Consider the following 21,157-nt stretch of genomic DNA (forward strand, 5'->3'; position numbering starts at 1 on the left):
AACCATTAGCGTCTGAATCAAGCGCTCGACGATCGTATGTTGGCTGAGAGGACTCTGACACATGATTAAAATGCTAAATTATTCGATGTCGCGCGGCGACGAGATTCAACTGATCCAATACTGATTTTTCAGTGATAAACGTTAATCTCACGTTCATAACGAGATCCAACAGACGTGAGGCGCAACTCAGGTGGAGAGCCCAAATATCGCGATGACAACCATCGCCAAGCCGACCAGGATGATGCCTACGGCCTGTTTCCAGTGTTCGTGACGGCTTGCGAGAATCAGCGCGATCAGACACTGTAGCGTGAAGAATACCGCAAATACCCGTGAAGCGGTTGCGACAGCCGTGAGCACGTCGGTGACCAGCACGACGGCGATTGCTCCCGCGGCAAGAATCGGGAAGGTGAGACGCCGTGGAATCGCCTCGTTCGAGAGGTCCAAGAGGACATCGGAGCGCGAGGAAATCGTGGTAATCGCGGCGGATGCCTGACTGCCGATCGCTAAGGCCAGTATGAGCAACGGAAGGACGGGGCTCGCCACCGCACCGATCTGAACGACCGCGGTCGGCCCCAGATTCGGACGAACCTGAGCGAAGAGGAGAAGGGCTGCCGCAGGAAAGAGAACGAATGCGACCGTAGCGACGATCTGCGCGTCTCGCATCGTCCGAATACGCCGTTCCGCACTGTATTCTCGACCGATGTACCGCGAGGCCTCGAAACCTTGGACGAGGGCGAAGAACCCGAGAATCTGTCGTGCGCCTTGGGTGGTCAGCGGAGGGTTGTTGTCGGGAAGCACCCAGTTCCCTGCTACGGCTACTTGTAGGTTGTACGCGGCGAATCCAATGATAATCGCAGAGACAGCTGCGAGGTTGAAGGCTGTCGTCCGCTCACTCAACTCGTTGAATTTGTCCAGACCGCGGAGAAAGCCGATCAGACCGAGAGCGACGAGTACCGCGACAGCAATTCCCGATCCGGACAGAGCGCCACCATCGAAATTAAACGGGGCGACGGCGATGAAAATGACGACACCACCCATTAGCTGTAGATAATAGGCAACGTTCACGACGGACGCCACAATCAATGCTCCCTGAGAAGTATTCGACAAGTTACGTAGAATTCCTTTCTCGGTAGAAACGGGCTCGAAATACCGGATATTGTACCGCATGACCCACCCTGTTGCGTAGCCAAGTGTGCAGAGACCGGCCATCGTTAGCGGCGAATCGATTCCGGTGATGCCCACGATTATCGGCGTCATCGCAACGAACCCGATGTCCATGATATCGCCGAGTGGGAGGACCATGGCCTGGTAGCGTCCCGAATTCTGGACGCGACTCGAATAGAGGACCACGGACAGTCCGATCAGCGTTGCGAGCACGAGAAGGGTAATTACGACCACAGTCCTCCCCCCTTGATCAGAGCGAGGGCCAAGGTGGATCGTCCATGGACAAAGCGAGAATTCGACTCCAAAATACAAAAGCAGATCTTTTGAACCATTATCAAGTATTTCCAGCCGACGCGCTCCAAGACTTGAAAGCTTGCTCGCAGTTCAGGCACCGCGAGGAGTGCTACCGGACGAGGTGGTGTCGCGTGCGGCTTTGCGGCTACCGATGGCCAACATGATCATTGCCGCACCCGTGCTGAGTAGTTTGATCCCGAAGACGAGACCGACCACCCACAGCGCAGTTATCGGCCAACCGGTCCAGACCAGTGCGCCAGCAATGACGCCGATGACGCCGCTGGCGAGCAGCCAGCCCCACCCCGACACCGGACGGAGTCGTAACGCCATCACGATCCCGACGGCACCCTCAACGAAGAAGAACGCTGCCAAGAGGAGCGTGAGGGTCAAGAGTCCAATCACCGGGTTCACGATCAATGTGACGCCACTGACGATATAGATTACCGCGAGCAGGGCCTGCCAGATGAAGCCCTTCCATTCTCGGGCAGAAAAGACGTGAATGCCATGTCCGATTCCACCAGCGACGAGCAACACACCGAGTATCGGCGAGAGTGCAATCCCGCTCACAAGCGGTGAGAAGATCGCGATGATTCCGAACACTGAAACAAGGACTCCAATGCCTGCTAATACTCGCCAGCTTTCGGTGATTGGTAGGTTGTTCTCATTGGTTTTAGATTCTGTACTCATGTTCTTATCTCGACCTGTCATACAACGTCCACAGACATAAACTATGTTGATTATTTCATGATAAGTCAAAGAAAAGACAATCTGGGCTTCACTACTGAGTGGTTTCGATGATCTCGGTTTCGAGATACACCCGAATCAATCGACGCTCTGGCGCGCGTGGAACGAACGGTTGTCTGATGTCTCGTTGATCCGGCAGTGAAGCTCGCCATTGGTTCGAAACAAATCACCAGCCATCATCATGACTGCGAAATAGACGAAATGAATGCCGGATGGATGCATCAATCGGCAACCGAGCCGACATCAGGTGTTGAGAAATTCGCGGCGAGGTGTCGAGACAGCCGCCGACAGGTGGAAGTCGTCGTCAGGTCGACTCTCGATCGCCGAACAGCGTCGCTCGGGGGATGTCGAGACGGACGAGCAGCGGGAGCGCAACGAGGACGATCCCGGCTTCGAGCGCGGCGGCGGCGAGAAAGGCCGCGCCGAAGCCGACGCTGTCGGCGATCACGCCGCCGCCGACGGTGCCCACGAGGAAGCCGAGACTGCCGAAGACGTTGAACCCGCCCATCGCCGTCCCCCGGTCGTCGGGAGCGAGGTCCGTGACGAGCGCCATCGTGGCCGGAGCGACGAGCGCGCCGGCGATCCCGAGCAAAATCATCGTCGCGCTCGCGATCTCGATCGTGGGGGCGAGATAGACCGCGAGGATCGAAGCCCCATAGAGCACCGATCCCGCAACGACCGGGAGGAGACGGCCGATGCGGTCCGAGAGCCGTCCCATCGGGTACTGGCCGAGCGCGAACGGCGCGAAGAACAGTCCGAGCACGAGACCTGCCGCGCCCGCGTCGAGCTCGAACGTCTGTCGGAAGTAGAGCGTGCCGACGAGCGCGAAAAAGCCCGCCGTGAAGCGGTCGGCGAAGCCGAAGGCGTAGGGGAGGCCGAGTGCGGGCCGTTCGGTGAGCCCGGTGATCGCGGCCCCGAGACCGCCGCGCTGGCTCTCGGGAACTCTGTCGGTCACCCGCGTCGCCAGCAGCGCAACGACACAGAGGAGGCCGGCGGCGACGGCGATCGGCACGAGCGGCCCGATCGACGAGAGCTGGCCGCCGAGCGGTGCGCCGAGTGCCGTCCCGGAGCCGATGGCGATGCCCGCCGCGCCCATGTTCCGGCCGTGGCCACCCTCCAGATCCATCAGCATCGTGATCGAGAGCGAGAACGCCGCGATGGTGAAGCTCCCCTCGACGAAGCGGAGGACGAGCATCGTGCCGAACCCGATCCCGGCGACTGCGGCGAGACCGATCAACGCCGCGTAGCTCACGACGCCGCCGAGCGCGCCCGCGACGATGAAGGGGACCCGCCGACCCGTGGCGTCACTCAGCGCACCCCAGACGCCAGCGAAGAGCACGAAGCCGGCGTACTCGGCGGCGAGAAACCACGTGCTCGCGTCGAGCGTCGTGGTTGCACCGAGCGCTGCCACGAGCTCCGGGACGCCGGGGTAGAGCGCCACCTGCCCGAACAGCACCGCGAAGATCATCGTCGCCAGCACCACACGATCGGTGTTCACGCGTGCTCCGAGTAGGGTCGTGAGGATCATAGCGGTTGGGATCGAGGGGGTCGGAGCGGTCGGGGCTGCCGCTGCCCGACAGTATATGCGTACCGAGCCACACGCTGTGGGCGTGAATCCAGACTACGCCTTCGATCTCGACCTTCTCACGGAGCTAACGGAGGAATCCGGCGTCCCGGGGTACGAGGACGCGATTCGAGAGATCGTGGAGCGTGAACTCGACGACGCGACCGACGAAGTTCACACCGACGCAATGGGGAACGTCGTCGGCACCGTCGGCGACGGCGACTACTCGGTGGTGATCGCGGCCCACATGGACGAGATCGGGTTCATGGTACGTCACGTCACCGACGACGGGTTCCTCCGGCTCGACGCACTCGGCGGCTGGGACCCCCGCGTGCTCCGCGCCCAGCGAGTCCGGATCCACACCGACAACGGCGATCTCCGTGGTGTCATTGGCTCGACCACCCCCCACACGCAGGACGACGACGAATCCGAGCCCACAGTAGAAAACGTCCACGTCGATCTGGGTCTCGACGGCGAGACGGCGAACGAACGCGTCACGCCCGGCGACCTCGTGACGATGGAGCAGACGACCGAGAGCCTCGGCGAGCACATCACGGGGAAGGCGCTCGACGATCGGGTCTGCGTGTTCGCGATGCTCGAAGCCGCCCGTCGCCTCGACGATCCCGACGTCACCGTGCATTTCGCGGCCACGGTCCAGGAGGAGGTCGGGATCCGTGGCGCGCAGGCCCTCGGCGTCGATCTCGATCCCGATCTCGCGGTCGCGCTCGACGTCACCGTCGCGAACGATGTCCCAGGCTTCGACGAGGCCGAACACGTCACGGAACTCGGCGCGGGCACGGCGATCAAGCTGAAGGATTCGAGCGTGATCACGACCCCCAAGGTCCACCGACGACTCCAGGATCTCGCCGCCGACCGTGGAATCGATCACCAGCGCGAGATCCTGCCCGCGGGCGGGACGGACACCGCGGGCTTTCAGAACACGAACGGCGCGACGCCGGTCGGCGCGCTCTCGATCCCGACCCGGTATCTCCACACCGTGACCGAGAGCGCTCACCACGCCGACATCGAAGCGACGATCTCGCTTCTGACGGCGTTTCTCGAAACCGAGACCGGCACGCACGACTACACGCTCTGAACTCGCTCGCCGTTCCAGTTCATCACACGGCAGAAAACGCAGCGAGCTGTGGAACCGTCGCTTGGCCGTCAGACCGGGGTGAAAACGGGAGCCGGGTGGTCGTCCGCAGTCACGACGTCGGTGAACGAGACGCGATCGCCGATGTCGATCGTGCCGTCGATCCGGCCGAGGATCTTGGCGTCGCCGAGCCGAACCACGGCGACCTGGTACTCGCCCTCGAATCCTTCGGGTGCAACCGCGATCGTGGTTTCGGAGTGGACGGTGCCGGTCGTCGGCAGCGTGACGGTGGCGATCGTCCGCGAACCGCACTTCGCACACGCGGCTTTCGGGGCCGCGGTCGTGTGGCCACACTCCGCACATTCCTGGCCGAGGAGTTCGCCGTCGCGGAGACGGTCTGCCCACTCGACGTAATCGAGCCGGTCGGCGCTCGGTTCGGGACCGCTCATCGCCGTGCCTCCATCACCGTGACGACGGTGGTCGCGGCGTCGCCACCCAGATTGTGCGCGACCGCGCGCTCGGGATCGTCGAGCTGGCGATCGCCGGCCTCGCCGCGGAGCTGTTCGGTGAGTTCGACCAGCTGTGCGGTGCCGGTCGCTCCGAGAGGGTGACCCTTCGCCTTCAGTCCACCGGAGGGGTTTACGGGTACGTCGCCATCCAGGGCGGTCCGCCCCGCCGCCGCTGCCGGGCCACCCGCACCGTCCTCGAAGAGTCCGAGTGCCTCGGTCGCCATCACTTCAGCCCCCGTAAAGCAGTCGTGGATCTCCGCGAAATCGATCGCATCGGCGGTCGTGTTCGCCTGCTCGTACGCCTGGCTCGCCGCATCGCGGGCGGCCTGGGTCGCCGGGAGATCGTCCTTGTCCGCGAGCGGCACCACGTCGGTCGCATGGCCCACGCCCGCCACATCGACCGGGTTCTCGAAGCTCTCGGCGGCCTCCTCGCTGGCGACCACGACCGCCGACGCACCGTCCGAGAACGGACAGCAGTCCATCAGATGAAACGGGTCGGCGACGATCGGCGAGTCGAGCACCTTTTCGACACTGGTCTCGCGGCCGAAATGCGCGCGCGGATTGAGCGTCCCGTTGTAGTGGTTCTTGACCGCGACCTCGGCGAGATGCTCCTCGGTAGTACCGTACTCGTGCATGTGGCGTTTCGTGAGCAGCGCGAACACGCCAGGGAAGGTGAGGCCGGCGGGCTGTTCGTACTGGCGGTGGGCGGCGCTGACGAACACCTTCGTCATCGCACCGGTGTCGAGTCCGGTCTCGGGCGTGCAGCGTTCGACGCCACCGGCGAGCACCACGTCGTGACGGCCGGACTCGACCGCCTCGACCGCGTGCTTGAACGCGGTCGCCGAGGTGGCACACGCGTCCTCGAAGCGCTGGGCGGGAACGCCCGTACAGCCGATGTGCGAGGCGAGCGTCGGCGCGAGGTGAGTATCGTTTTCGGTCATCCCACCCATCGCGTTACCGAAGTAGAGCGCCTCGATTTCGGGCGGCTCGATCCCCGAATCGTCGAACGCGTCGAACGCGGCATCGGCGAACAGGTCCGGCAACGGCCGTTCGTGAACGCCGAACTTCGTCATTCCCGCACCGACGATGGAAGCTCGTGCCATGAACTGGTGTACGACACCATCGTCCATCAGGGTTGTGATGTCGGCAGCCGCGTGCTTAGCGGCGCTTGGATTCGAATCTACGGGTAGTACTCGGATCGTCCATGGGTCGGCACGGAGCCCCAGCGGCTAATTAGTGTTCCATGTCGACACCAACCACGGCTGCACCATCGACCCATTCGGCCGTCGTGAGCAGTCCGTTTCACACCCATCGCCGCCAGCGAATCGAAGACATACAGAGACGGGAAATATGATGATCTACCATCCATAGGTTTTTACTTTAGAGCGCGTTGGCTATAGATAGTACCGTAGACATGGCCAACGGACGCCCGACCCAGAGCGGGGATCGCGGATGAACCCGTCGTTCGAACCGGTCGACGGCGGCGCGGGTATCGCGGTGGTGGACTCGATAGAGCGCCATCGGTACGCGCTGACGACGCCGGAGTCGGTCGCGCCGCGACCGGCCGACACCGATCGGTTTCGGTTCCCGGTCGAGAACGCGGTCGCGATCCGGACGTCGGCCATTTCGCTGCCGAGCGTGATCTCGGTCCACGCTCGTGACGAGTCGGGGGCCATCGTGGCCCAGGCCGAGCACTTCGCGAGTGAGGAGCTGCCACACGGCAAGTACACGATCGAGCTGAGCGCGCCGATCAAGCTCTACTGCCGGGTCGAGAGCACCGTCTCGGTGCGCGCCGACATCGAGGGAATGACGATCGAGTTCGACGACGCGACCGAGGTCGTGGTGGGCGCGCGCTCACACCACGAGCGCCCCGCCGCGACGGTCACGGCCACGACCGACCCCGAGGACCTGATGGCCGCGATCTCGACGTTCGGCTCCGCGCTCAAGACGACCTCGCCCGAGCGCTCCTATCCCACCCTTCGAGGTCATCCACCCACGATCGAACTCGGTGACGAACTCGATCTCGCGGGGCTCGAACCGCCCGAAACGGGGGTGACGATCGAGGTGCCGCCGGAGTACCGCTCGATCTTCGTAGTCGCCCCGCTGGCGTACTACCTCGGCGCGCGCGTTCGCCCCGGCGACGAGCCCCGCATTCGGACCGATCACGGGCTCGAATACTCGCTCGACGGCCCAAGCGGTTTCGAGCGGACCGTCGAACGGACGCTGAAGCAGACGTTCTTCCTCGACTGTCTCGCACGGACCGAGGGACTCTACCCCGTGGCGCTCCACGAGCGCGAAGCGGTCGAGGCCGACGTCGGTCTCGATTTCGCCGCGCTCTACGATCGACCGCTGGCCGAACGGCTCGATGCGTACCTCGACGTGCCGTTCGCGGCCATCGAGGAGTACCTCCCCGAGTGGAAACTCACCTCCCACGTCGAACCCACGCCGACGAGCGTCGAAACGCTCCCGTTCGTCGTCGACGATCTCGCAGTTGTTCGGTCGGCGAGCACGGAGTCCGTCGAACGTTCGAACGCGCTGATGTTCGACGACGGCGTGGAGGCAGCCAGGCGAGAGGCGGGATTCACTCGGGGAGCGAGCGCGACTGCAAGCACCACGCGGAGCACGAACCCGGACCCAAACACCGACGCTGACCTCGAGTTCGTGAGTCCCGAGACCACCGATTCACTCGAAGAGGCGTGGGTCGGGGCGGGGATGCCCCTCGGCGCGAGCAAGGCCTCGGTCGAGGCCTACCGGAACCGCCTCGACAGGACGCCCGTCGACGGCGACATCGACATCACGGTGGTCTGCAACGACGCCGACATGGCCGAGGAGCGCGACCTCATCGAGGACGTCTACGGCGACCGCGACGAACTGCCGTTCGACGTCTCACTTCACCGCGATCTCACGACCGCCGAACTCGAAGACGTGCTCTCGGCTCGGACGGACTTCCTCCATTACATCGGCCACGTCGACGACGGCGGCTTCGAGTGTGCGAACGGCGCTCTCGACGTGAACACCCTCGACACCGTCGGTGTGGACGCGTTCCTGCTCAACGCCTGCCAGTCCTACCGACAGGGAATGGCGCTGATCGAGGCAGGCTCCATCGGCGGAATCGCCACCCTCACCGACGTACTCAACTCCGAGGCGGTCCGGATGGGGCGGACGCTCGCACGCCTGCTCAATGCTGGCTTCCCGCTTCAGTCTGCTCTCAACATTGCTCGCGGCGAGAGCATCATGGGCGACGAGTACCTCGTGGTCGGTGATGGTGGGCTTGCGATTGCGCAGCCAGCCGGTGCTCACCCGAATCTTCTGGAAATAGAACGGAATAGTGAATTATTCTGTGTTGAAATGGAAATATACCCAACCTCACGAAGAGGAGTCGGGAGTATCGTCATACCGCTAATCGAAAACGATACATATCATCTGTCACCAGGTAGGATTGTTTTTTCGGAGTTGTCAGGAAATGAACTACAGGAATTTCTAAATCTCGAAAACGTACCCGTGAAGATGGACGGGAAACTACTATGGTCTACTGGAATGAATTTTGATAATCTTTGATTAGGGTCCGGCCCATCCAGCATTGTTGCCGGCAGCCACGGTCCCTGCCTGTGACAGCAGGACCAGCAGGCCGAACAGCGCGCTGAGGATTTTCGGGTGGTTCTTGAGCTCGGATCGGACGTCGATGTTGTTGTCGGACATCACACTACCCACAATGTGCGGACTCAATATGAATATTTTCGAAGGTATTCGATATTACTAATAAAAATATTATTACTGTATTAAGCGGTGAGAAAGACGATGTAGGGAGAATTTGGGACAAACCAACCGTCAGTGGACGTTGAAAGCACTGTTAGCCGACACCGTAATTTCGTTCTTACCAGATACGATCGAAGTAGCGTCGATTACAACAGCGATGGAGGCTCGTCGCGCTAGCCACCGATGTTACGCTTCGAAACTAGCGCTGAAGGAGAAGAAACGGCGGGCAGCGGACCGAGGGCGGGACGATCGGGCGCTACGTCGACAGCGTCTCGCGGAGGTCTTGCCAGCAGTCGGCACAGAGCTGCCGATCGATGGACACCCGCTTGATTCCCGTCTCGTCGCCCATGAACTGGCTGGTCGAGCGCGTTTCGTCCTCGATTTCGAGGATCACCTGGTGGCGGGGCCGCTCCTCGGTAACGCCCTCGTCACAGATCGGGCACGAGTTCATTCCATAGATGGTGTGGCTAAGAGTACATAAAATTACTGCTCGTGTCGGTACACCAACCACGTGGGTCGTTCCGAGATCGGTCGATGGCCACCGCTACGCTGTCCCCGACGACCGTCGGATCGGCCTGTGCTCGTCTATCACGCTCGCCCCAACGACTTTGCCCGCAGCGGACACACGCCGGCGTATGAAGGCCGTCGTGCTCGCAGCGGGCGAGGGGACGCGACTCCGTCCGCTCACCGCCGAGACGCCGAAGGCGGTGCTCGAAGTCGGTGGGAAGCCGATAATCGAACACTGTTTCGAGCAGTTGGTCGATCTCGGCGTCGAGACGCTGATCGTGGTGGTCGGCTACGAGGGCGAGCGCATCATCGAACGCTACGGCGATTCGTTCGCGGGCGTTCCGATCACGTACACCCACCAACGCGAGCGCGAGGGGATGGCCCACGCGCTTCTGACCGCCGAGGCCCACGTCGACGGACCGTTCGTGCTGATGGACGGCGATAGCGTCGTTCGCTGTGACCTCAAGGAACTGGTCGACCGCCAGCGCGACCCCAGCATCGACGGCACCGTCCTCGTCGAGGAAGTCTCGGCCGCAGCGGCGCGCGAGAAAATGGTCTGTGTCCTGAACGAGCGCGACGAGATCGTTGCGCGTCGACAGAAACCCGACGACCCGCCCGATCCGAGCCTCGTGGCCGCGAGCGTTCAAACGGCGACGCCGGCGCTGTTCGATGCCTGTCGGCGGGTCGAGCGCTCGCCGCGCGGCGAGTACGAGATGAGCGACGCCATCCGCATCCGGATCGAGGCGGGCGCGACCATCGCCGCCGTCCGGTGTGACGGCTGGCTGGTCAACGTGAACACGCCGGCGGAGCTCCGACGGACCGATCGGAAACTACGCGACGAGACGGGGTAGACGAATCCACCATCGGCAGAGCCAGCCGCCACTGTGGGCGTCAGTCCCCGACAGCCGCCGCGGTGAAGTCGTCGACCGGCATCACCGAGTAGTCCACGCTGAGGGTGTCCCGGGTCGCGCGGATCTTGCCGACGAACGCCGAGATGGCTTCGAGCGAGCCGTCGAGGATGAACAGCTCCATGCAGTAGTGGCTCCCGACGTGGCTGTGGAAGTTCGCCGCGACGAGGTCCTCGTGCTCGTGACGAAGCCCCATCATCCGCTCCTCGACGCTCGTGGTCTCGTAGTCGAAGAGGACTGTGACGACCGCCATGAGATCGCGGTCTTCGAGCCGCGCGTCCTCGAACTCGCCGAGGAGTTCGCGCGCGGCGTCGCGGACTACCTCGCTCCGGCCGGTGTAGCCGTGTTCGTCGCTGAACTCGTCGATCCGATCCAAGAGCTCTTCGGGCATCGAGACGCTGACGACGGTCATGTGTGAATCCACGACCGGGCCGATACTAAAGGTTAGCAACGAATCGGGCCGCACTCGATTCGATTGTGAACTACTCGTCGTCGAGCGCGTGCCACGACAGCCGCGGGTTCCGGGCGGCGCTCGCCTGGTCGATCCGGCGCGCTGCCGTTCGTTCCGGAGCGGTTTCGAGGGTCGCGTCGTCGTCGGCCGCGGCCCGGTCGAACGCCCGCGCGAGGTGATCGAGCGCGGCGCGGCTCTCGGACTCGGTGGGTTCGGTCATCAGCGCCTCGTCGACGATCTCGGGCCACTTCGTGGTCGGCGGATGCACCCCGTAGTCGAGCATCCGTTTCGCGACGTTCGCTGCGTCACGGTCGGCGCTCGCGACGAATTCGTGATGGAACGGTTCGAAGGGGATGTCGTAGTCGATCTGGCTGGCGAGATAGTTCGCGTTCAGCACGGCCTTCGCACTCGTGTCCCTGAGTCCAGGATCGCCGAGCCGCGCGATGTACGCATAGGTCTTGACGAGGACGAGCCAGTTGCCCGCGAACCCGTGGACCTTCCCGATCGAGTGCTCGGGTTCGAATCGCTCGTAGCTCGCATCGTCGCTCGCCGCTTCCTCGTCGTCCGGTTCGTCCGAATCGACCTCGCTGACCTGGGGCGTCGGGAGATACGGCGCGAGCTCTTCGACCACGCCGACCGGGCCCGCGCCTGGCCCGCCGCCGCCGTGGGGCGTCGCGAACGTCTTGTGGACGTTGTAGTGCATCACGTCGAACCCCATGTCGCCGGGGCGAGCACGGCCGAGGAGCGCGTTCAGGTTCGCGCCGTCGTAGTAGAGCAGCCCACCGGCGTCGTGAACGATGTCGGCGATCTCCTCGATGTCGCGCTCGAACAGTCCCAACGTATTGGGGTTGGTGAGCATCAGCGCTGCCGTGTCGTCGCTCACCGCGGCCCGAAGTGCGTCGACATCCACTCGTCCATCGTCGGCGCTCGGGAGCGAGACCACCTCGTAGCCCGCGAGCGCCGCGCTCGCGAAGTTCGTTCCGTGCGCGCTCTCGGGGACGACGATCTCGTTTCGGTCGTTGCCGTTCTGCTCGTGGTAGGCCTTCGCGATCAAGATCCCCGTGAACTCGCCGGCGGCTCCGGCAGGCGGCTGGAGGGTGACGGCGTCCATCCCGCCGATACGCGCGAGGGAGTCGGCGAGTTTGTGGCGGAGTTCGAGGTTCCCCTGAACGCTGTCGGTCGATCGGTCGGGGTGGGTGGCGGCCGCGGGAAGCGCCGCCACGTCCTCGGTGAACGACGGGTTGTACTTCATCGTACAGCTCCCGAGCGGGAACGGACCGTTCTCGACGCCGTAGTTCATCTGGGAGAGCCGGGTGTAGTGGCGTGCGAGCTCCGGCTCGGCAGGATCGGGGAGTTCGATCCCGTCCCGCGTGAGATCGTCGGGCAGCGGTGCGTCGTCGGTCTCGACCGCACGCGAGCTTTTCTCCACGAGCAGCGGCTCGTAGACCTCGCCGCCTTCTTCGGGTGTCTCGCGCGTCCAGCGGGCTTGATTAAATTTCATGCGACCGCCTCCACGGCCGCCACGAGATCGTCGATCCGGTCGGCATTCGTCTCAGTCACACAGACCTGCACGAGGTGATCGTCGATCGCGTGGATCGCGTACCCCTCGGCTTCGAGGTCCTCTTTCAGGGCCGATGCCTCGCGATCGGTGCGGGCGACGACCTCCCGGAAGTGGTGGCGGTCGTGGATCGGGGCCGTGACGCCGTCGATCGCGTCGAGCCGCTCGGCGACCTCGTTCGCGCGGGTGACGCTCTCCTTCGCGAGATCAGTTAGTCCATCGGGTCCGAGCCACGCGACGTGCATCGCGGCCCGGAGCGCGACCCACGCCTGGTTGGTGCAGATGTTCGAGGTCGCGCGCTCGCGCCGGATGTGCTGTTCTCTGGTCTGGAGCGTGAGGGTGTACGCCCGCCGCTCCTCGCTGTCCTCGCCCGTACCCACCAGCCGTCCGGGGACCTGGCGGAGGAACGCCTCGCGAGTGGCGAACAGCCCGAGCCCCATCCCGTCGGCCGCACCGAGCCCGAGTGCGGCATCGCCGATCACGACGTCGGCGCCCACGCTCGCGGGCTCTTCGAGCAAGGAGAGCGCCACGGGATCGCTACCGAGACAGAAGAGTGCGTCGTGGTCGTCGGTGAGTTCGCCGATCGCCCCGAGACCCTCCTCGATGGTGCCGCGAACGGTGGGGTTCTCGGTGTAGACCATGACGCAGTCCTCGTCGATCGCATCGGCGAGCGCGTCACGGTCGACGATCCCATCGTCCATCGGGTAGGTTTCGACGATGGCGTCGGTGCCGGCGAGGTAGCTGTCGAGCACCGCGCGCCGGCCGTCGTGGAGCTGTTCGGGGACCAACACGCGATCGCCGCTCGTCGCGCGCACTCGGACCGCGAGCGTCGCGGCCTCGCCGAGCGCGGTCGCGGCGTCGTACATCGAGCAGTTCGCCACCTCCAGTCCGGTGAGTTCGACCAGCATCGACTGGTACTCGAAGAGTGCCTGGAGGAACCCCTGGGCGACCTCGGGCTGGTACTGGGTGTAGGAGGTCAGAAACTCCGAGCGGTCGGCGAGGTGGTCGACCGCCGAGGGGACGTAGTGGTCGTAGTGGCCCCGGCCGAGGAACTCCACGAGGTCTTCGTTACGACCGAGCATCGACGCGATCTCCTCCCGGATCGCGCGCTCGCTCCGCGGTTCGATGTCGAAGCTCCCGTCGAACTCGATCTCCTCGGGAATGTCGAACAGGTGGTCCTCGCTCTCGACGCCGACCGCGTCCAACATCGCCGTGGTTTCGGCCGCCGTATGCGGCGCGAACGGGCTGCCGCGACCGTTCTCTCGGTGCTCGTCGCTACTCACGGACCCGCCCTCCACTGGACTGGAACGGCATTGACAAATGTTGCGGTGGCGGCCATATCAGGCCATCGTTTGCACCGTTTCGAGCCGGAACCGTGCATCGACTGCGCTGATCTCGCGCCGGTGGCGACGAAACCACGCGTGGACGGTAGACTGCCGAGCCGATCACTCGATCTGGTCGCGGTACGCGTCGGCGTCGAGGAGGTCGTCGAGTTCGTCGGCGTCGTCGAGGTCGACTTCGAGCATCCATCCCTCGCCGTAGGGGTCGTCGTTGACGAGTTCGGGCGCGTCGAGCAGTGCGTCGTTGGTCGCGGTCACGGTACCCGAAACCGGCGAGTAGAGATCGGACACTGCCTTGATGGACTCGACGACGCCGAACTCCTCGTCGTGGGTGATTTCCTCGCCCTCCTCGGGGAACTCCACGAACACGATGTCGCCGAGTTCGTCCTGGGCGAAGTCGGAGATGCCGATGCGTGCCGTGCCGTCCTCGCGGTCGGCCCACTCGTGGCTCTCCATGTACCGCAACTCGTCGGGGATCTCGAAGCTCATCGTTCGAGGAATGGGAGCGCCCGGGTACGTGCCTCTTTCGGCTCTCCCCGGACGCGGACCGAAACCGCGGTCCCTGGCTCCGCGTACTCGGTCGGAACGTACCCCATCCCGACCGGGGTCGAGAGGGTGGGACTCATCGTTCCGCTCGTGACCGTGCCGATGGTCGTCCCCTCGGAGTCGGTGATGTCGTAGCCGTGGCGAGGCACGCCGCGGGTTTCGAGTTCGAACCCGACGAAGCGCTCGTCGGGGCCCGATTCTGCAACCTGGGCGAGCGCGTCGCGGCCGACGAACTCGGTGTCGAGATCGACGGCGAAGCCGACGTCGGCCTCGAAGGGGTTGCGAGGGTTCTCCTCGTGGTGGAAGTCCTGGCCCGAGAGCAGGAATCCCGCCTCGATCCGGAGGGTGTCGCGCGCGCCGAGCCCACACGGCTGGCAGTCGAACGCTTCCCAAACCGCTTCGGCTCCATCCCACGGGACGATCAGTTCGAGGCCGTCCTCGCCGGTGTAGCCCGTGCGCGCCGCGAGGCAGTCGACATCGGCGACGGTGGCGTCGGTCGCCGAAAACCGCCCGAGGTCGGCGAGCGGTTCGTCCGCGTCGGCGGTTGCATTCGCGTCGTCGGCCGCGCTTGCGACGAGATCGACCGCGTCGGGACCCTGGACCGCGAACATCGCGTATTCCTCGGTGCGGTTGTCGACCGTCGCGTCGAGCCCCCACTCGTCGCGGTGGGTCGTCCAGCGGTCTTCCATTTCCTCGTCGTGGCCCGCATTCGGGACGAACAGGAAGTCGGCGTCGTGGGTTTCGGGCAGTCGGTAGATCACCGTGTCGTCGAGGATCGTGCCCTCGGTGTCGGTGATCATCGCGTACTGTGCGTTGCCGGGATCGAGCGCGCTCACGTCGTTGGTCGTGAGCCGCCCGAGCAGTTCAGCGGCATCCGGCCCCGAGACTTCGATCTCGCCCATGTGCGAGACGTCGAACTTGCCGGCGGACTCGCGGACGCTCTCGTGTTCCGTACGGATCGAATCGAACTCGACGGGCATCGCCCAGCCGCCGAACTCGGTCGTCTGTGCGCCGCGGGCGTCGTGGGCCGCGGCCAGCGGCGGTTCTCGAAGTGCCATGCCGGCGTGTCGTCCCCCGCAGCCTAATGGTTTGGTAGTTCGAGCGAGAGTCCGATCCTGCAGGGTGATTCGGTGTGATGACGTGGCGGTAGTGGTGGTTGTGGCTCGTGTGGGCTGCTGTGGTTGGCGCGCGGGAGCACCGAAGGTGCGACTCGCGCGAGGGATGACTGAGCGGAGTGAGCGGAGCGAACGGAGCGAGGGAGTCGGCTGGGGAGGCTCGTGGCCTGCGGTTCTCATTTGTCCCGCACGAGTGCAGAGTTCCATCAGACGAACCCACCATGCTCGGTCGGAACAGCACCACGAGGACCGAATCGACGGCGCTATCGGTTCGTTCGGTCATCACTCGTCCAGCCGAACGCCATCCGCCCGACGGTTTTTGCCCGCGCGGCGAGACGGTGGCGTATGACCGACACCGAGGCACGAGCCGATCTCGTGGCACGAGCGGCGGACGCGGGCGCGCGAGTCGCGCTCGAATCGTTCCGTGAGGAACTCACGGTCGAGACCAAGGCCGACAAGACCGACGTGGTGACCCAGATCGACCGCGACGCACAGCGTCGCGTCGTCGAGACCATCCACGAGGAGTACGACGACCCCGTTATCGGTGAAGAGGAAGGTGCATCGAAGACGATCCCCGAGGAGGGGCCGGCGTGGGTGGTCGACCCGATCGACGGGACGAACAACTTCGTCCGCGGACTCCGGATCTGGGGAACGAGTGTCGCGAGCGTCGTCGACGGCGAACCGGTCGCCGCAGCCACGGTCCTCCCGGCGCTTGCGGACACGTATCTCGCGGGCGCGGAGCGCGTCACGCTGAACGGTGACCCCGTTCGCGTGAGTTCGCGCGAGGACCCCGACGCGTTCGTGGTCGATCCGATCCTGCTCGACGACGCAGCGGACACCGCCGGAGTGGACGTGCTCGCCGAACGGTTCGGCGACTACCGCCGGCTCGGCTGCGCTCAGGCGACGCTCGCGGCGGTCGCCAGCGGGTCGCTCGACGCCGCGATCACCACCGTTCGGATGCACCCGTGGGACACGATCGCGGGCGCGCACATGATCCACAACGCCGGTGGCACCGTGACCGACCTCGATGGCGAGCCGTGGCGTCACGACAGCCGCGGACTGGTCGCTTCGAACGGCGCGGCTCACGAGGAAGTGCTCGCGGCCGCGCAGCGGGCGGCTGGGGAGTGAGTGGTCGGCCGAAAGGTCGGTTAGCTGCTGTGCGGCTCCTCGTCCCGATGGTTGTCGGGGTTTTCGGCCTCGCGGGCGGCGTTCTCGCGTTTCTCGGATTCGGTGTCGACCTCGCCCTCGGCGGCTTCCTCACGCTTTCGCTCGGCTTCGGCCTCGCGGGCCTGCTCCGCGTCCTCGGCCTCGTCGTCGTCCGGCTCGTCTTTTTCCTTCGCGAGCGTGACGTCGCGCTCGTGGGGATCGTCCTCGGACATGGACTACGCTTTGGCTCCTCGTCACTTGAGTGTGCGGCCTGCCGATGACGACCCTTTTCTCGGGTTGGAGCCCTCGTTCTCGGTTCTTCGACGTTTCGGCGAAAGCTCGGACTCGAAACGACTTCCAGTCACCGTGGGAGGGCTGACCACTATTTGGCCCGAGACGACCGCTCCGCGGGGATTTTCCTGGCGAGAGCATGCAGTAGGTTTTTGCTGTTATCACCATCCGAACGAGCATGGTCGACGTTCTCGGTCATCTCGGGATGGGATTGCTCTGGCTCGCTCCGGCGTGGTACTTCATCGATGACCGGCGCACTGCGGCGGTGTTCGTCGGCGTGGGGTTCTGGTTCGGCATGTTGCCCGACGTCGATCTCGTGCTCTCTAGCTTCCAGGGTATCCATCACCACGGGGTGTTTCATACGGTGCTCGCCGCCGTCGTGTTCGCGGCGATCCTCGGGCCGATCCTCGGCTGGCTCCTCAAGCGACTGTTCGGTGGGACGACGTGGTTCTCCCGCGAGGCGGCGGACCACGCGACCGCGCTCGGCGTAATCGCCGTCGGTCTGCCGAGTCTCGCACACGTCTTCGCCGACATGCTTTCGGCACCCGACACCTCGACCCGGATCGAACCGCTCTGGCCGCTGGTCGATGGCCCGGTCGTCTACATGGACGTGCTGTTCTATCAGTCGTTCTGGGCGACGATCGGACTGTTCGTCCTCGGACTCGCGGCCAACGTCGCGTTCTACTACTGGAGCGACCAGAACGAAGAGAGCCGGCGCACACAGCCGTCCTGACGCGGAAAAATCGGCGGCAGCGATCGCTTACTGCGTCTCGGTGATCGTCACGGTGTAGTTACCGGAGCCGCTGTACGAGTCGACGTTGATCTGCATGGCCGCCGAGTCGTCGGGAGTGTCGATGGTGACCGTCTCCTGGCTGTTGGTCGACCGGGAGGCGTAGTCGTAGCTGTTCGGCGAGGCGTTCCGGGTCGTACCCGTGTTGACGTAGAGGTCGAAGTCGGCGTTGGTCGGTCCATCGAGTTCGACGACGACCTGGCTCGGCGAGGAGTACGTCCACGACCACGTGTAGTCGTCGCCGTCCCTGTAGCTCGATAGGCTGCCGTCGACGGAGCCCGACGTGGTCTCGCCGCCTCCACCACCACCGCCACCGCCGCCCCCGCCGTCGGCTGGATCGGTGGTGACGGCTGCGAGCGCGTCGACCTGGCCGCTACCCTGCTCGTTCGCCGAGAGTCCGATGTCCTCGGCGGTGTTTTTGAGGTGCGATCGAAGTTCCTGGTTCGTGAGGTTCCACTTCGCGAGCGTGAGCCCGGCGACGCCGGAGGTCACCGGGGTCGCCATCGACGTGCCCGAGAGGCGCTCGTAGGAGCCGCGGGCCTCGGTGGTGGTCGAGAGGACGTCGACGCCCGGTGCACAGAGTTCGACGTTCTCGCCGTACTGGCTGAAGCTCGCCAATTGCTCGTTGTCGTCGACGGCGGAGATCGCCATGCACTCGCTGTAGGCTGCCGGGTAGCTGACCGAGCTCGACCCGTTGTTGCCCGCGGCGGCGATCACGAGCGAACCGTTGTCGGTCGCGTAGCTCACGGCGTTTTTCATCGTGCTCGTGTACCCGCCACCGCCGAGCGAGAGGTTGATGATGTCGGCCCCCTGGTCGGCCGCCCACTCGATGGCGTCGGCGATATCCGCGGTCGATCCCGAACCCCCCTCGTCGAGCGCACGGCCGTTGATGAGCGAGGAGTTGCTCTGGCCAGCCACTCCGGTGCCGTTGTCGACGACGGCGGCCGCACAGCCCGAGACGTGGGTGCCGTGGTACTCGCTGCTCGGGGCGTCGGGATACGGGTCGGAGTCGTTGTCGGCGAAGTCCCGACCGGGGTTCGACTTGTAGTTCGCCTGAAGGTCGGGATGGTCGTACTGCGCACCCGTGTCGACGACCGCGATCGTCACCCCGGAGTCGCCGAGCGTGGTGTCCCACGCCCGATCGGATTCGACCTGTTTCGGTGCGTACTGGTCGCCGAAGCGCGGATCGCTCGGCTGGTAAAGCGCCTCGTGGGTCGTGTTCGGCTCGGCGTACTTGATGTGATCTTTCTTCGTGATCGCGTCGATGAAGTTCTCCTTCGCGCGATCGGCGGCCTGGCTCGGGAACTTCACCGCGACGTAGCTCAGCTTTTCGTTTCGGTGGACGACCTCCGCGTTGCCGGGGACGGCCTGTGTGACCGCCCCTTCCATGTCGGCTGCCGACGCCGACACCCCGACGAGGATTTCGTCTTTCTTCGGGCCGGGCTGACGACCCGGTGTCGCGGACGCAACACCGCTCAGTCCGCCGAACAGTGTTCCTGCACCGATTGCTTTCAAGAACGATCGTCGACCTGGAGTGGGTTTCTCAACCATGGTCCAGACCTACAATCAGTACAGCATTCCTTAAATGTTCCCATATACTTGTGCAACAAATCGTTATAGCGGTTGAATTATTAAATAGGCTAGAGAAAACAAGGGCGTCGTTTCGGTCGGTCGGACACCGTCACGGCTTTGCCGCCCGCCGGTCGAACCGAGACATGCTCGGAAAGCTCCGAGAGGCGGTGTCGAGTACGGGGAGTCGCGAGCCGGCGGTCGGGCTGTTCGTCGACGGACCGAACGTCCTCCGGAGCGAGTTCGACGTGGATCTCGACGACATCCGCGCGGCTGCGGCGGCGGTCGGCCGGCCGGCTGTCGTGCGGCTCTATCTCGACGAACACGCCACGCCGGGACTGATCCAGGCTGCGGAAGCCCGCGGGTTCGAGGTCCGGATCACGAGCGGCGACGTCGACGTGAAGCTCGCGGTCGACGCGACCGCCGCGATCGGCGATCTCGACACTCTCGCGATCGCGTCGCGCGACACCGACTTCAAGCCCGTGCTCGAACACGCCGCCCGCCGTGGGCTGGCGACGCTCGCGATCGCGCCCGGGAGTCACGGCCGCTCGGACGCGCTCAGAAACGCCGCCCACGAAGCTGTCACGCTCGAATCCGACCCGACGGACTGACGTAGTGGATGGCGGATCGTTCCCGGACGGCTACGGCAGCTTTCTACTCGAGGTGTCCGTGTTCCGGCCGCCATCGACGAGCGCTCGTTGCTCGCTCGCCGCTTCAATGGCGGAGCGAGCCGTGATCGCTTCGATGTCGCGTTCGAATCGCTCGGCGTACGCGATCCGGATGCGCCGCGCGTCGGCCCGTGTCACCGACGTGTCGCACGCGATCTCGGTCGCGATCGGCCGGTAGGCCCGCGTGTCGATCCCCATTCGTTCGAGGTACTCACGGACCGCCGACGAACCGAGACCGTGCTCGATCGCCGCCTGCGAGAGCCGTTCGAGTTCGTCGAACGGCGGCACGACGATCCGACCGGGTTCGACGCGCGGATCGCCGATCTCCACCGGCTCGTCCGCGGCGCGACGGACCAGGCGGGCGACATCTCCTACGAGGCGCAACGTTTCGGTGGGCAGCGCCGTGTCGGGGGCACGCCACTCGACGGTCGGTGGGCACCGACGCAGCCGGACTGGGGCTACGATCGCGTCGTCGGGCTGGAAGTGAGTCACGAGCTCGTCCTCGCTGACGCCGCGCTCGGCAGCGAGCGTCCGGAACCGATCGTAGCTCGCCTCGATCCGGCGTTCCCACTCGGAAAGATCGGACGGGTACGACCAGAGGTCGCGCAACGGGACGAACGCCTCGCCACACAGCGACCGGTAGGCGTGTGCGCGCGAGGAGTGCCCTCGGGGTCGCCCCGCGTACCACGGCGACGAACTCACCAGCGCGAGCGCGGGATCGAGCGCAGTCAAGAGGGTGAGCTGTTTCGTGGCGTCGTCGAGATCGAAATGGACGTGCGTGCCGGCACACTGGGTCGCGGGCGCGAGACCCGCACCGTAGATCCGTTCGAGGAGCTGCCCCCGATCGGTGACCGGCGGCGATGCCGCCGAGGCGAGCGGCGTTCCGAGCGGTACGAGCCGCTTGCCGTCGGCGGCGGCCGCATCGAGCACCGTCCGGAGGGTCGTCCCGAACGAGCGCCGGAGCTCGTCGACATCTTCGAGCGGCGGCGTGTGCACCTCGATCAGCGGGGCGACGAACTCGGGTTCGACGTTGTCGTGTATCGTGAGCGCTCGCCCGTCACACAGCGCTCCCGACGCATCGATCACCCAGTACTCGGCTTCGATTCCTATCTTCATGAACAACACCTCCGAGCCCGCGCGACGC

21 protein-coding genes are annotated in these 21,157 nt (G+C 64.7%); 6 read left to right on the plus strand and 15 right to left on the minus strand.

All coding sequences use genetic code 11. The features are described 5' to 3' along the window. Positions 1-186: 186 nt before the first annotated feature. The 3 genes from PHA81_RS10150 to PHA81_RS10160 all read right to left on the minus strand — a co-directional run bounded on the left by PHA81_RS10150 (position 187) and on the right by PHA81_RS10160 (position 3,730). Positions 187-1,302: a hypothetical protein gene (locus tag PHA81_RS10150; RefSeq protein WP_273836690.1), complete on the minus strand. Its 1,116-nt coding sequence runs from the start codon at positions 1,300-1,302 to the stop codon at positions 187-189. A 246-nt stretch (positions 1,303-1,548) separates the two neighbouring features. Then, the gene (locus PHA81_RS10155) at positions 1,549-2,145 is read right to left on the minus strand and encodes an HdeD family acid-resistance protein (RefSeq protein ID WP_273836691.1); all 597 of its coding nucleotides are present in this window, start codon (positions 2,143-2,145) and stop codon (positions 1,549-1,551) included. A gap of 361 nt (positions 2,146-2,506) precedes the next feature. Next, positions 2,507-3,730, minus strand: coding sequence for an MFS transporter (locus PHA81_RS10160; RefSeq protein WP_273836692.1), 1,224 nt, complete (start codon positions 3,728-3,730; stop codon positions 2,507-2,509). Positions 3,731-3,785: 55 nt separating this feature from the next. On the opposite strand from PHA81_RS10160, the gene PHA81_RS10165 reads away from it, so the two are divergent. Continuing rightward, on the plus strand, positions 3,786-4,862 hold the full coding sequence (locus tag PHA81_RS10165; RefSeq protein WP_273836718.1) for a M20/M25/M40 family metallo-hydrolase: 1,077 nt from the start codon (positions 3,786-3,788) through the stop codon (positions 4,860-4,862). A gap of 68 nt (positions 4,863-4,930) precedes the next feature. Here the strand turns inward: PHA81_RS10165 and PHA81_RS10170 are convergent, their stop codons facing one another. Then, entirely contained in the window at positions 4,931-5,308 is a 378-nt protein-coding gene (locus PHA81_RS10170; RefSeq protein ID WP_005044065.1) for a zinc ribbon domain-containing protein, read from the minus strand. Then, positions 5,305-6,471, minus strand: coding sequence for a thiolase domain-containing protein (locus PHA81_RS10175; protein WP_080510316.1), 1,167 nt, complete (start codon positions 6,469-6,471; stop codon positions 5,305-5,307). The genes PHA81_RS10170 and PHA81_RS10175 overlap by 4 nt, the downstream gene beginning before the upstream one ends. 349 nt (positions 6,472-6,820) lie before the next feature. Here PHA81_RS10175 and PHA81_RS10180 point away from each other — a divergent pair, with 349 nt between their 5' ends. Further along, on the plus strand, positions 6,821-8,926 hold the full coding sequence (locus PHA81_RS10180; protein ID WP_273836693.1) for a hypothetical protein: 2,106 nt from the start codon (positions 6,821-6,823) through the stop codon (positions 8,924-8,926). On the opposite strand, the gene PHA81_RS10185 is transcribed toward PHA81_RS10180, so the two are convergent. Then, a complete protein-coding gene (locus PHA81_RS10185) occupies positions 8,927-9,067 on the minus strand; it encodes a hypothetical protein (RefSeq protein ID WP_273836694.1) in 141 nt (46 codons plus the stop codon). It lies immediately after the preceding gene. A gap of 313 nt (positions 9,068-9,380) precedes the next feature. After that, positions 9,381-9,575 (minus strand): hypothetical protein, encoded by a 195-nt coding sequence (locus PHA81_RS10190; protein ID WP_005044058.1) that lies wholly within the window; start codon positions 9,573-9,575, stop codon positions 9,381-9,383. A 184-nt stretch (positions 9,576-9,759) separates the two neighbouring features. Between PHA81_RS10190 and PHA81_RS10195 the strand changes: the two genes are divergently transcribed. Further along, positions 9,760-10,482, plus strand: a complete 723-nt coding sequence (locus PHA81_RS10195) for a sugar phosphate nucleotidyltransferase (protein ID WP_273836695.1) — start codon at positions 9,760-9,762, stop codon at positions 10,480-10,482. Between the two features lie 40 nt (positions 10,483-10,522). Here PHA81_RS10195 and nikR read toward each other — a convergent pair whose 3' ends face one another. The 5 genes from nikR to gcvT form a co-directional block, all read right to left on the minus strand. Further along, on the minus strand, positions 10,523-10,951 hold the full coding sequence (nikR, locus tag PHA81_RS10200; protein ID WP_005044052.1) for a nickel-responsive transcriptional regulator NikR: 429 nt from the start codon (positions 10,949-10,951) through the stop codon (positions 10,523-10,525). A 70-nt stretch (positions 10,952-11,021) separates the two neighbouring features. Further along, the gene (gcvPB, locus tag PHA81_RS10205; RefSeq protein WP_273836696.1) at positions 11,022-12,491 is read right to left on the minus strand and encodes an aminomethyl-transferring glycine dehydrogenase subunit GcvPB; all 1,470 of its coding nucleotides are present in this window, start codon (positions 12,489-12,491) and stop codon (positions 11,022-11,024) included. Next, positions 12,488-13,846 (minus strand): aminomethyl-transferring glycine dehydrogenase subunit GcvPA, encoded by a 1,359-nt coding sequence (gcvPA, locus tag PHA81_RS10210; RefSeq protein WP_273836697.1) that lies wholly within the window; start codon positions 13,844-13,846, stop codon positions 12,488-12,490. Before gcvPA ends, gcvPB begins: the two co-directional genes overlap by 4 nt. A gap of 147 nt (positions 13,847-13,993) precedes the next feature. Next, a complete protein-coding gene (gene gcvH, locus PHA81_RS10215; RefSeq protein ID WP_273836698.1) occupies positions 13,994-14,377 on the minus strand; it encodes a glycine cleavage system protein GcvH in 384 nt (127 codons plus the stop codon). Further along, on the minus strand, positions 14,374-15,492 hold the full coding sequence (gcvT, locus tag PHA81_RS10220; RefSeq protein WP_273836700.1) for a glycine cleavage system aminomethyltransferase GcvT: 1,119 nt from the start codon (positions 15,490-15,492) through the stop codon (positions 14,374-14,376). The genes gcvH and gcvT overlap by 4 nt, the downstream gene beginning before the upstream one ends. A gap of 402 nt (positions 15,493-15,894) precedes the next feature. Here gcvT and PHA81_RS10225 point away from each other — a divergent pair, with 402 nt between their 5' ends. Further along, positions 15,895-16,677: an inositol monophosphatase gene (locus PHA81_RS10225; protein ID WP_273836702.1), complete on the plus strand. Its 783-nt coding sequence runs from the start codon at positions 15,895-15,897 to the stop codon at positions 16,675-16,677. Between the two features lie 20 nt (positions 16,678-16,697). Here PHA81_RS10225 and PHA81_RS10230 read toward each other — a convergent pair whose 3' ends face one another. Further along, entirely contained in the window at positions 16,698-16,928 is a 231-nt protein-coding gene (locus PHA81_RS10230; RefSeq protein WP_273836703.1) for a hypothetical protein, read from the minus strand. Between the two features lie 236 nt (positions 16,929-17,164). Here PHA81_RS10230 and PHA81_RS10235 point away from each other — a divergent pair, with 236 nt between their 5' ends. After that, positions 17,165-17,719, plus strand: a complete 555-nt coding sequence (locus PHA81_RS10235; protein WP_273836704.1) for a metal-dependent hydrolase — start codon at positions 17,165-17,167, stop codon at positions 17,717-17,719. 27 nt (positions 17,720-17,746) lie between these two features. Here PHA81_RS10235 and PHA81_RS10240 read toward each other — a convergent pair whose 3' ends face one another. Then, entirely contained in the window at positions 17,747-19,327 is a 1,581-nt protein-coding gene (locus PHA81_RS10240) for a S8 family peptidase (protein ID WP_273836705.1), read from the minus strand. A 164-nt stretch (positions 19,328-19,491) separates the two neighbouring features. On the opposite strand from PHA81_RS10240, the gene PHA81_RS10245 reads away from it, so the two are divergent. Continuing rightward, complete coding sequence (locus PHA81_RS10245; RefSeq protein WP_005044028.1) at positions 19,492-19,956, plus strand: NYN domain-containing protein; 465 nt, start codon at positions 19,492-19,494, stop codon at positions 19,954-19,956. Between the two features lie 30 nt (positions 19,957-19,986). Here the strand turns inward: PHA81_RS10245 and PHA81_RS10250 are convergent, their stop codons facing one another. Then, the gene (locus PHA81_RS10250; protein ID WP_273836706.1) at positions 19,987-21,129 is read right to left on the minus strand and encodes a glutamate-cysteine ligase family protein; all 1,143 of its coding nucleotides are present in this window, start codon (positions 21,127-21,129) and stop codon (positions 19,987-19,989) included. Positions 21,130-21,157: the final 28 nt, after the last annotated feature.

This window comes from Halococcus sp. PRR34 (genome assembly GCF_028617175.1).
GTDB lineage: Archaea > Halobacteriota > Halobacteria > Halobacteriales > Halococcaceae > Halococcus > Halococcus salifodinae.

Coding starts and splice junctions, on each gene's coding strand:
- PHA81_RS10150 (WP_273836690.1), bottom strand. CDS start 1,302: ATGGTCCTCCCACTCGGCGATATCATGGACATCGGGTTCGTTGCGATG.
- PHA81_RS10155 (WP_273836691.1), bottom strand. CDS start 2,145: ATGAGTACAGAATCTAAAACCAATGAGAACAACCTACCAATCACCGAA.
- PHA81_RS10160 (WP_273836692.1), bottom strand. CDS start 3,730: ATGATCCTCACGACCCTACTCGGAGCACGCGTGAACACCGATCGTGTG.
- PHA81_RS10165 (WP_273836718.1), top strand. CDS start 3,786: ATGCGTACCGAGCCACACGCTGTGGGCGTGAATCCAGACTACGCCTTC.
- PHA81_RS10170 (WP_005044065.1), bottom strand. CDS start 5,308: ATGAGCGGTCCCGAACCGAGCGCCGACCGGCTCGATTACGTCGAGTGG.
- PHA81_RS10175 (WP_080510316.1), bottom strand. CDS start 6,471: ATGGCACGAGCTTCCATCGTCGGTGCGGGAATGACGAAGTTCGGCGTT.
- PHA81_RS10180 (WP_273836693.1), top strand. CDS start 6,821: ATGAACCCGTCGTTCGAACCGGTCGACGGCGGCGCGGGTATCGCGGTG.
- PHA81_RS10185 (WP_273836694.1), bottom strand. CDS start 9,067: ATGTCCGACAACAACATCGACGTCCGATCCGAGCTCAAGAACCACCCG.
- PHA81_RS10190 (WP_005044058.1), bottom strand. CDS start 9,575: ATGAACTCGTGCCCGATCTGTGACGAGGGCGTTACCGAGGAGCGGCCC.
- PHA81_RS10195 (WP_273836695.1), top strand. CDS start 9,760: ATGAAGGCCGTCGTGCTCGCAGCGGGCGAGGGGACGCGACTCCGTCCG.
- nikR (WP_005044052.1), bottom strand. CDS start 10,951: ATGACCGTCGTCAGCGTCTCGATGCCCGAAGAGCTCTTGGATCGGATC.
- gcvPB (WP_273836696.1), bottom strand. CDS start 12,491: ATGAAATTTAATCAAGCCCGCTGGACGCGCGAGACACCCGAAGAAGGC.
- gcvH (WP_273836698.1), bottom strand. CDS start 14,377: ATGAGCTTCGAGATCCCCGACGAGTTGCGGTACATGGAGAGCCACGAG.
- gcvT (WP_273836700.1), bottom strand. CDS start 15,492: ATGGCACTTCGAGAACCGCCGCTGGCCGCGGCCCACGACGCCCGCGGC.
- PHA81_RS10225 (WP_273836702.1), top strand. CDS start 15,895: ATGACCGACACCGAGGCACGAGCCGATCTCGTGGCACGAGCGGCGGAC.
- PHA81_RS10230 (WP_273836703.1), bottom strand. CDS start 16,928: ATGTCCGAGGACGATCCCCACGAGCGCGACGTCACGCTCGCGAAGGAA.
- PHA81_RS10235 (WP_273836704.1), top strand. CDS start 17,165: ATGGTCGACGTTCTCGGTCATCTCGGGATGGGATTGCTCTGGCTCGCT.
- PHA81_RS10240 (WP_273836705.1), bottom strand. CDS start 19,327: ATGGTTGAGAAACCCACTCCAGGTCGACGATCGTTCTTGAAAGCAATC.
- PHA81_RS10245 (WP_005044028.1), top strand. CDS start 19,492: ATGCTCGGAAAGCTCCGAGAGGCGGTGTCGAGTACGGGGAGTCGCGAG.
- PHA81_RS10250 (WP_273836706.1), bottom strand. CDS start 21,129: ATGAAGATAGGAATCGAAGCCGAGTACTGGGTGATCGATGCGTCGGGA.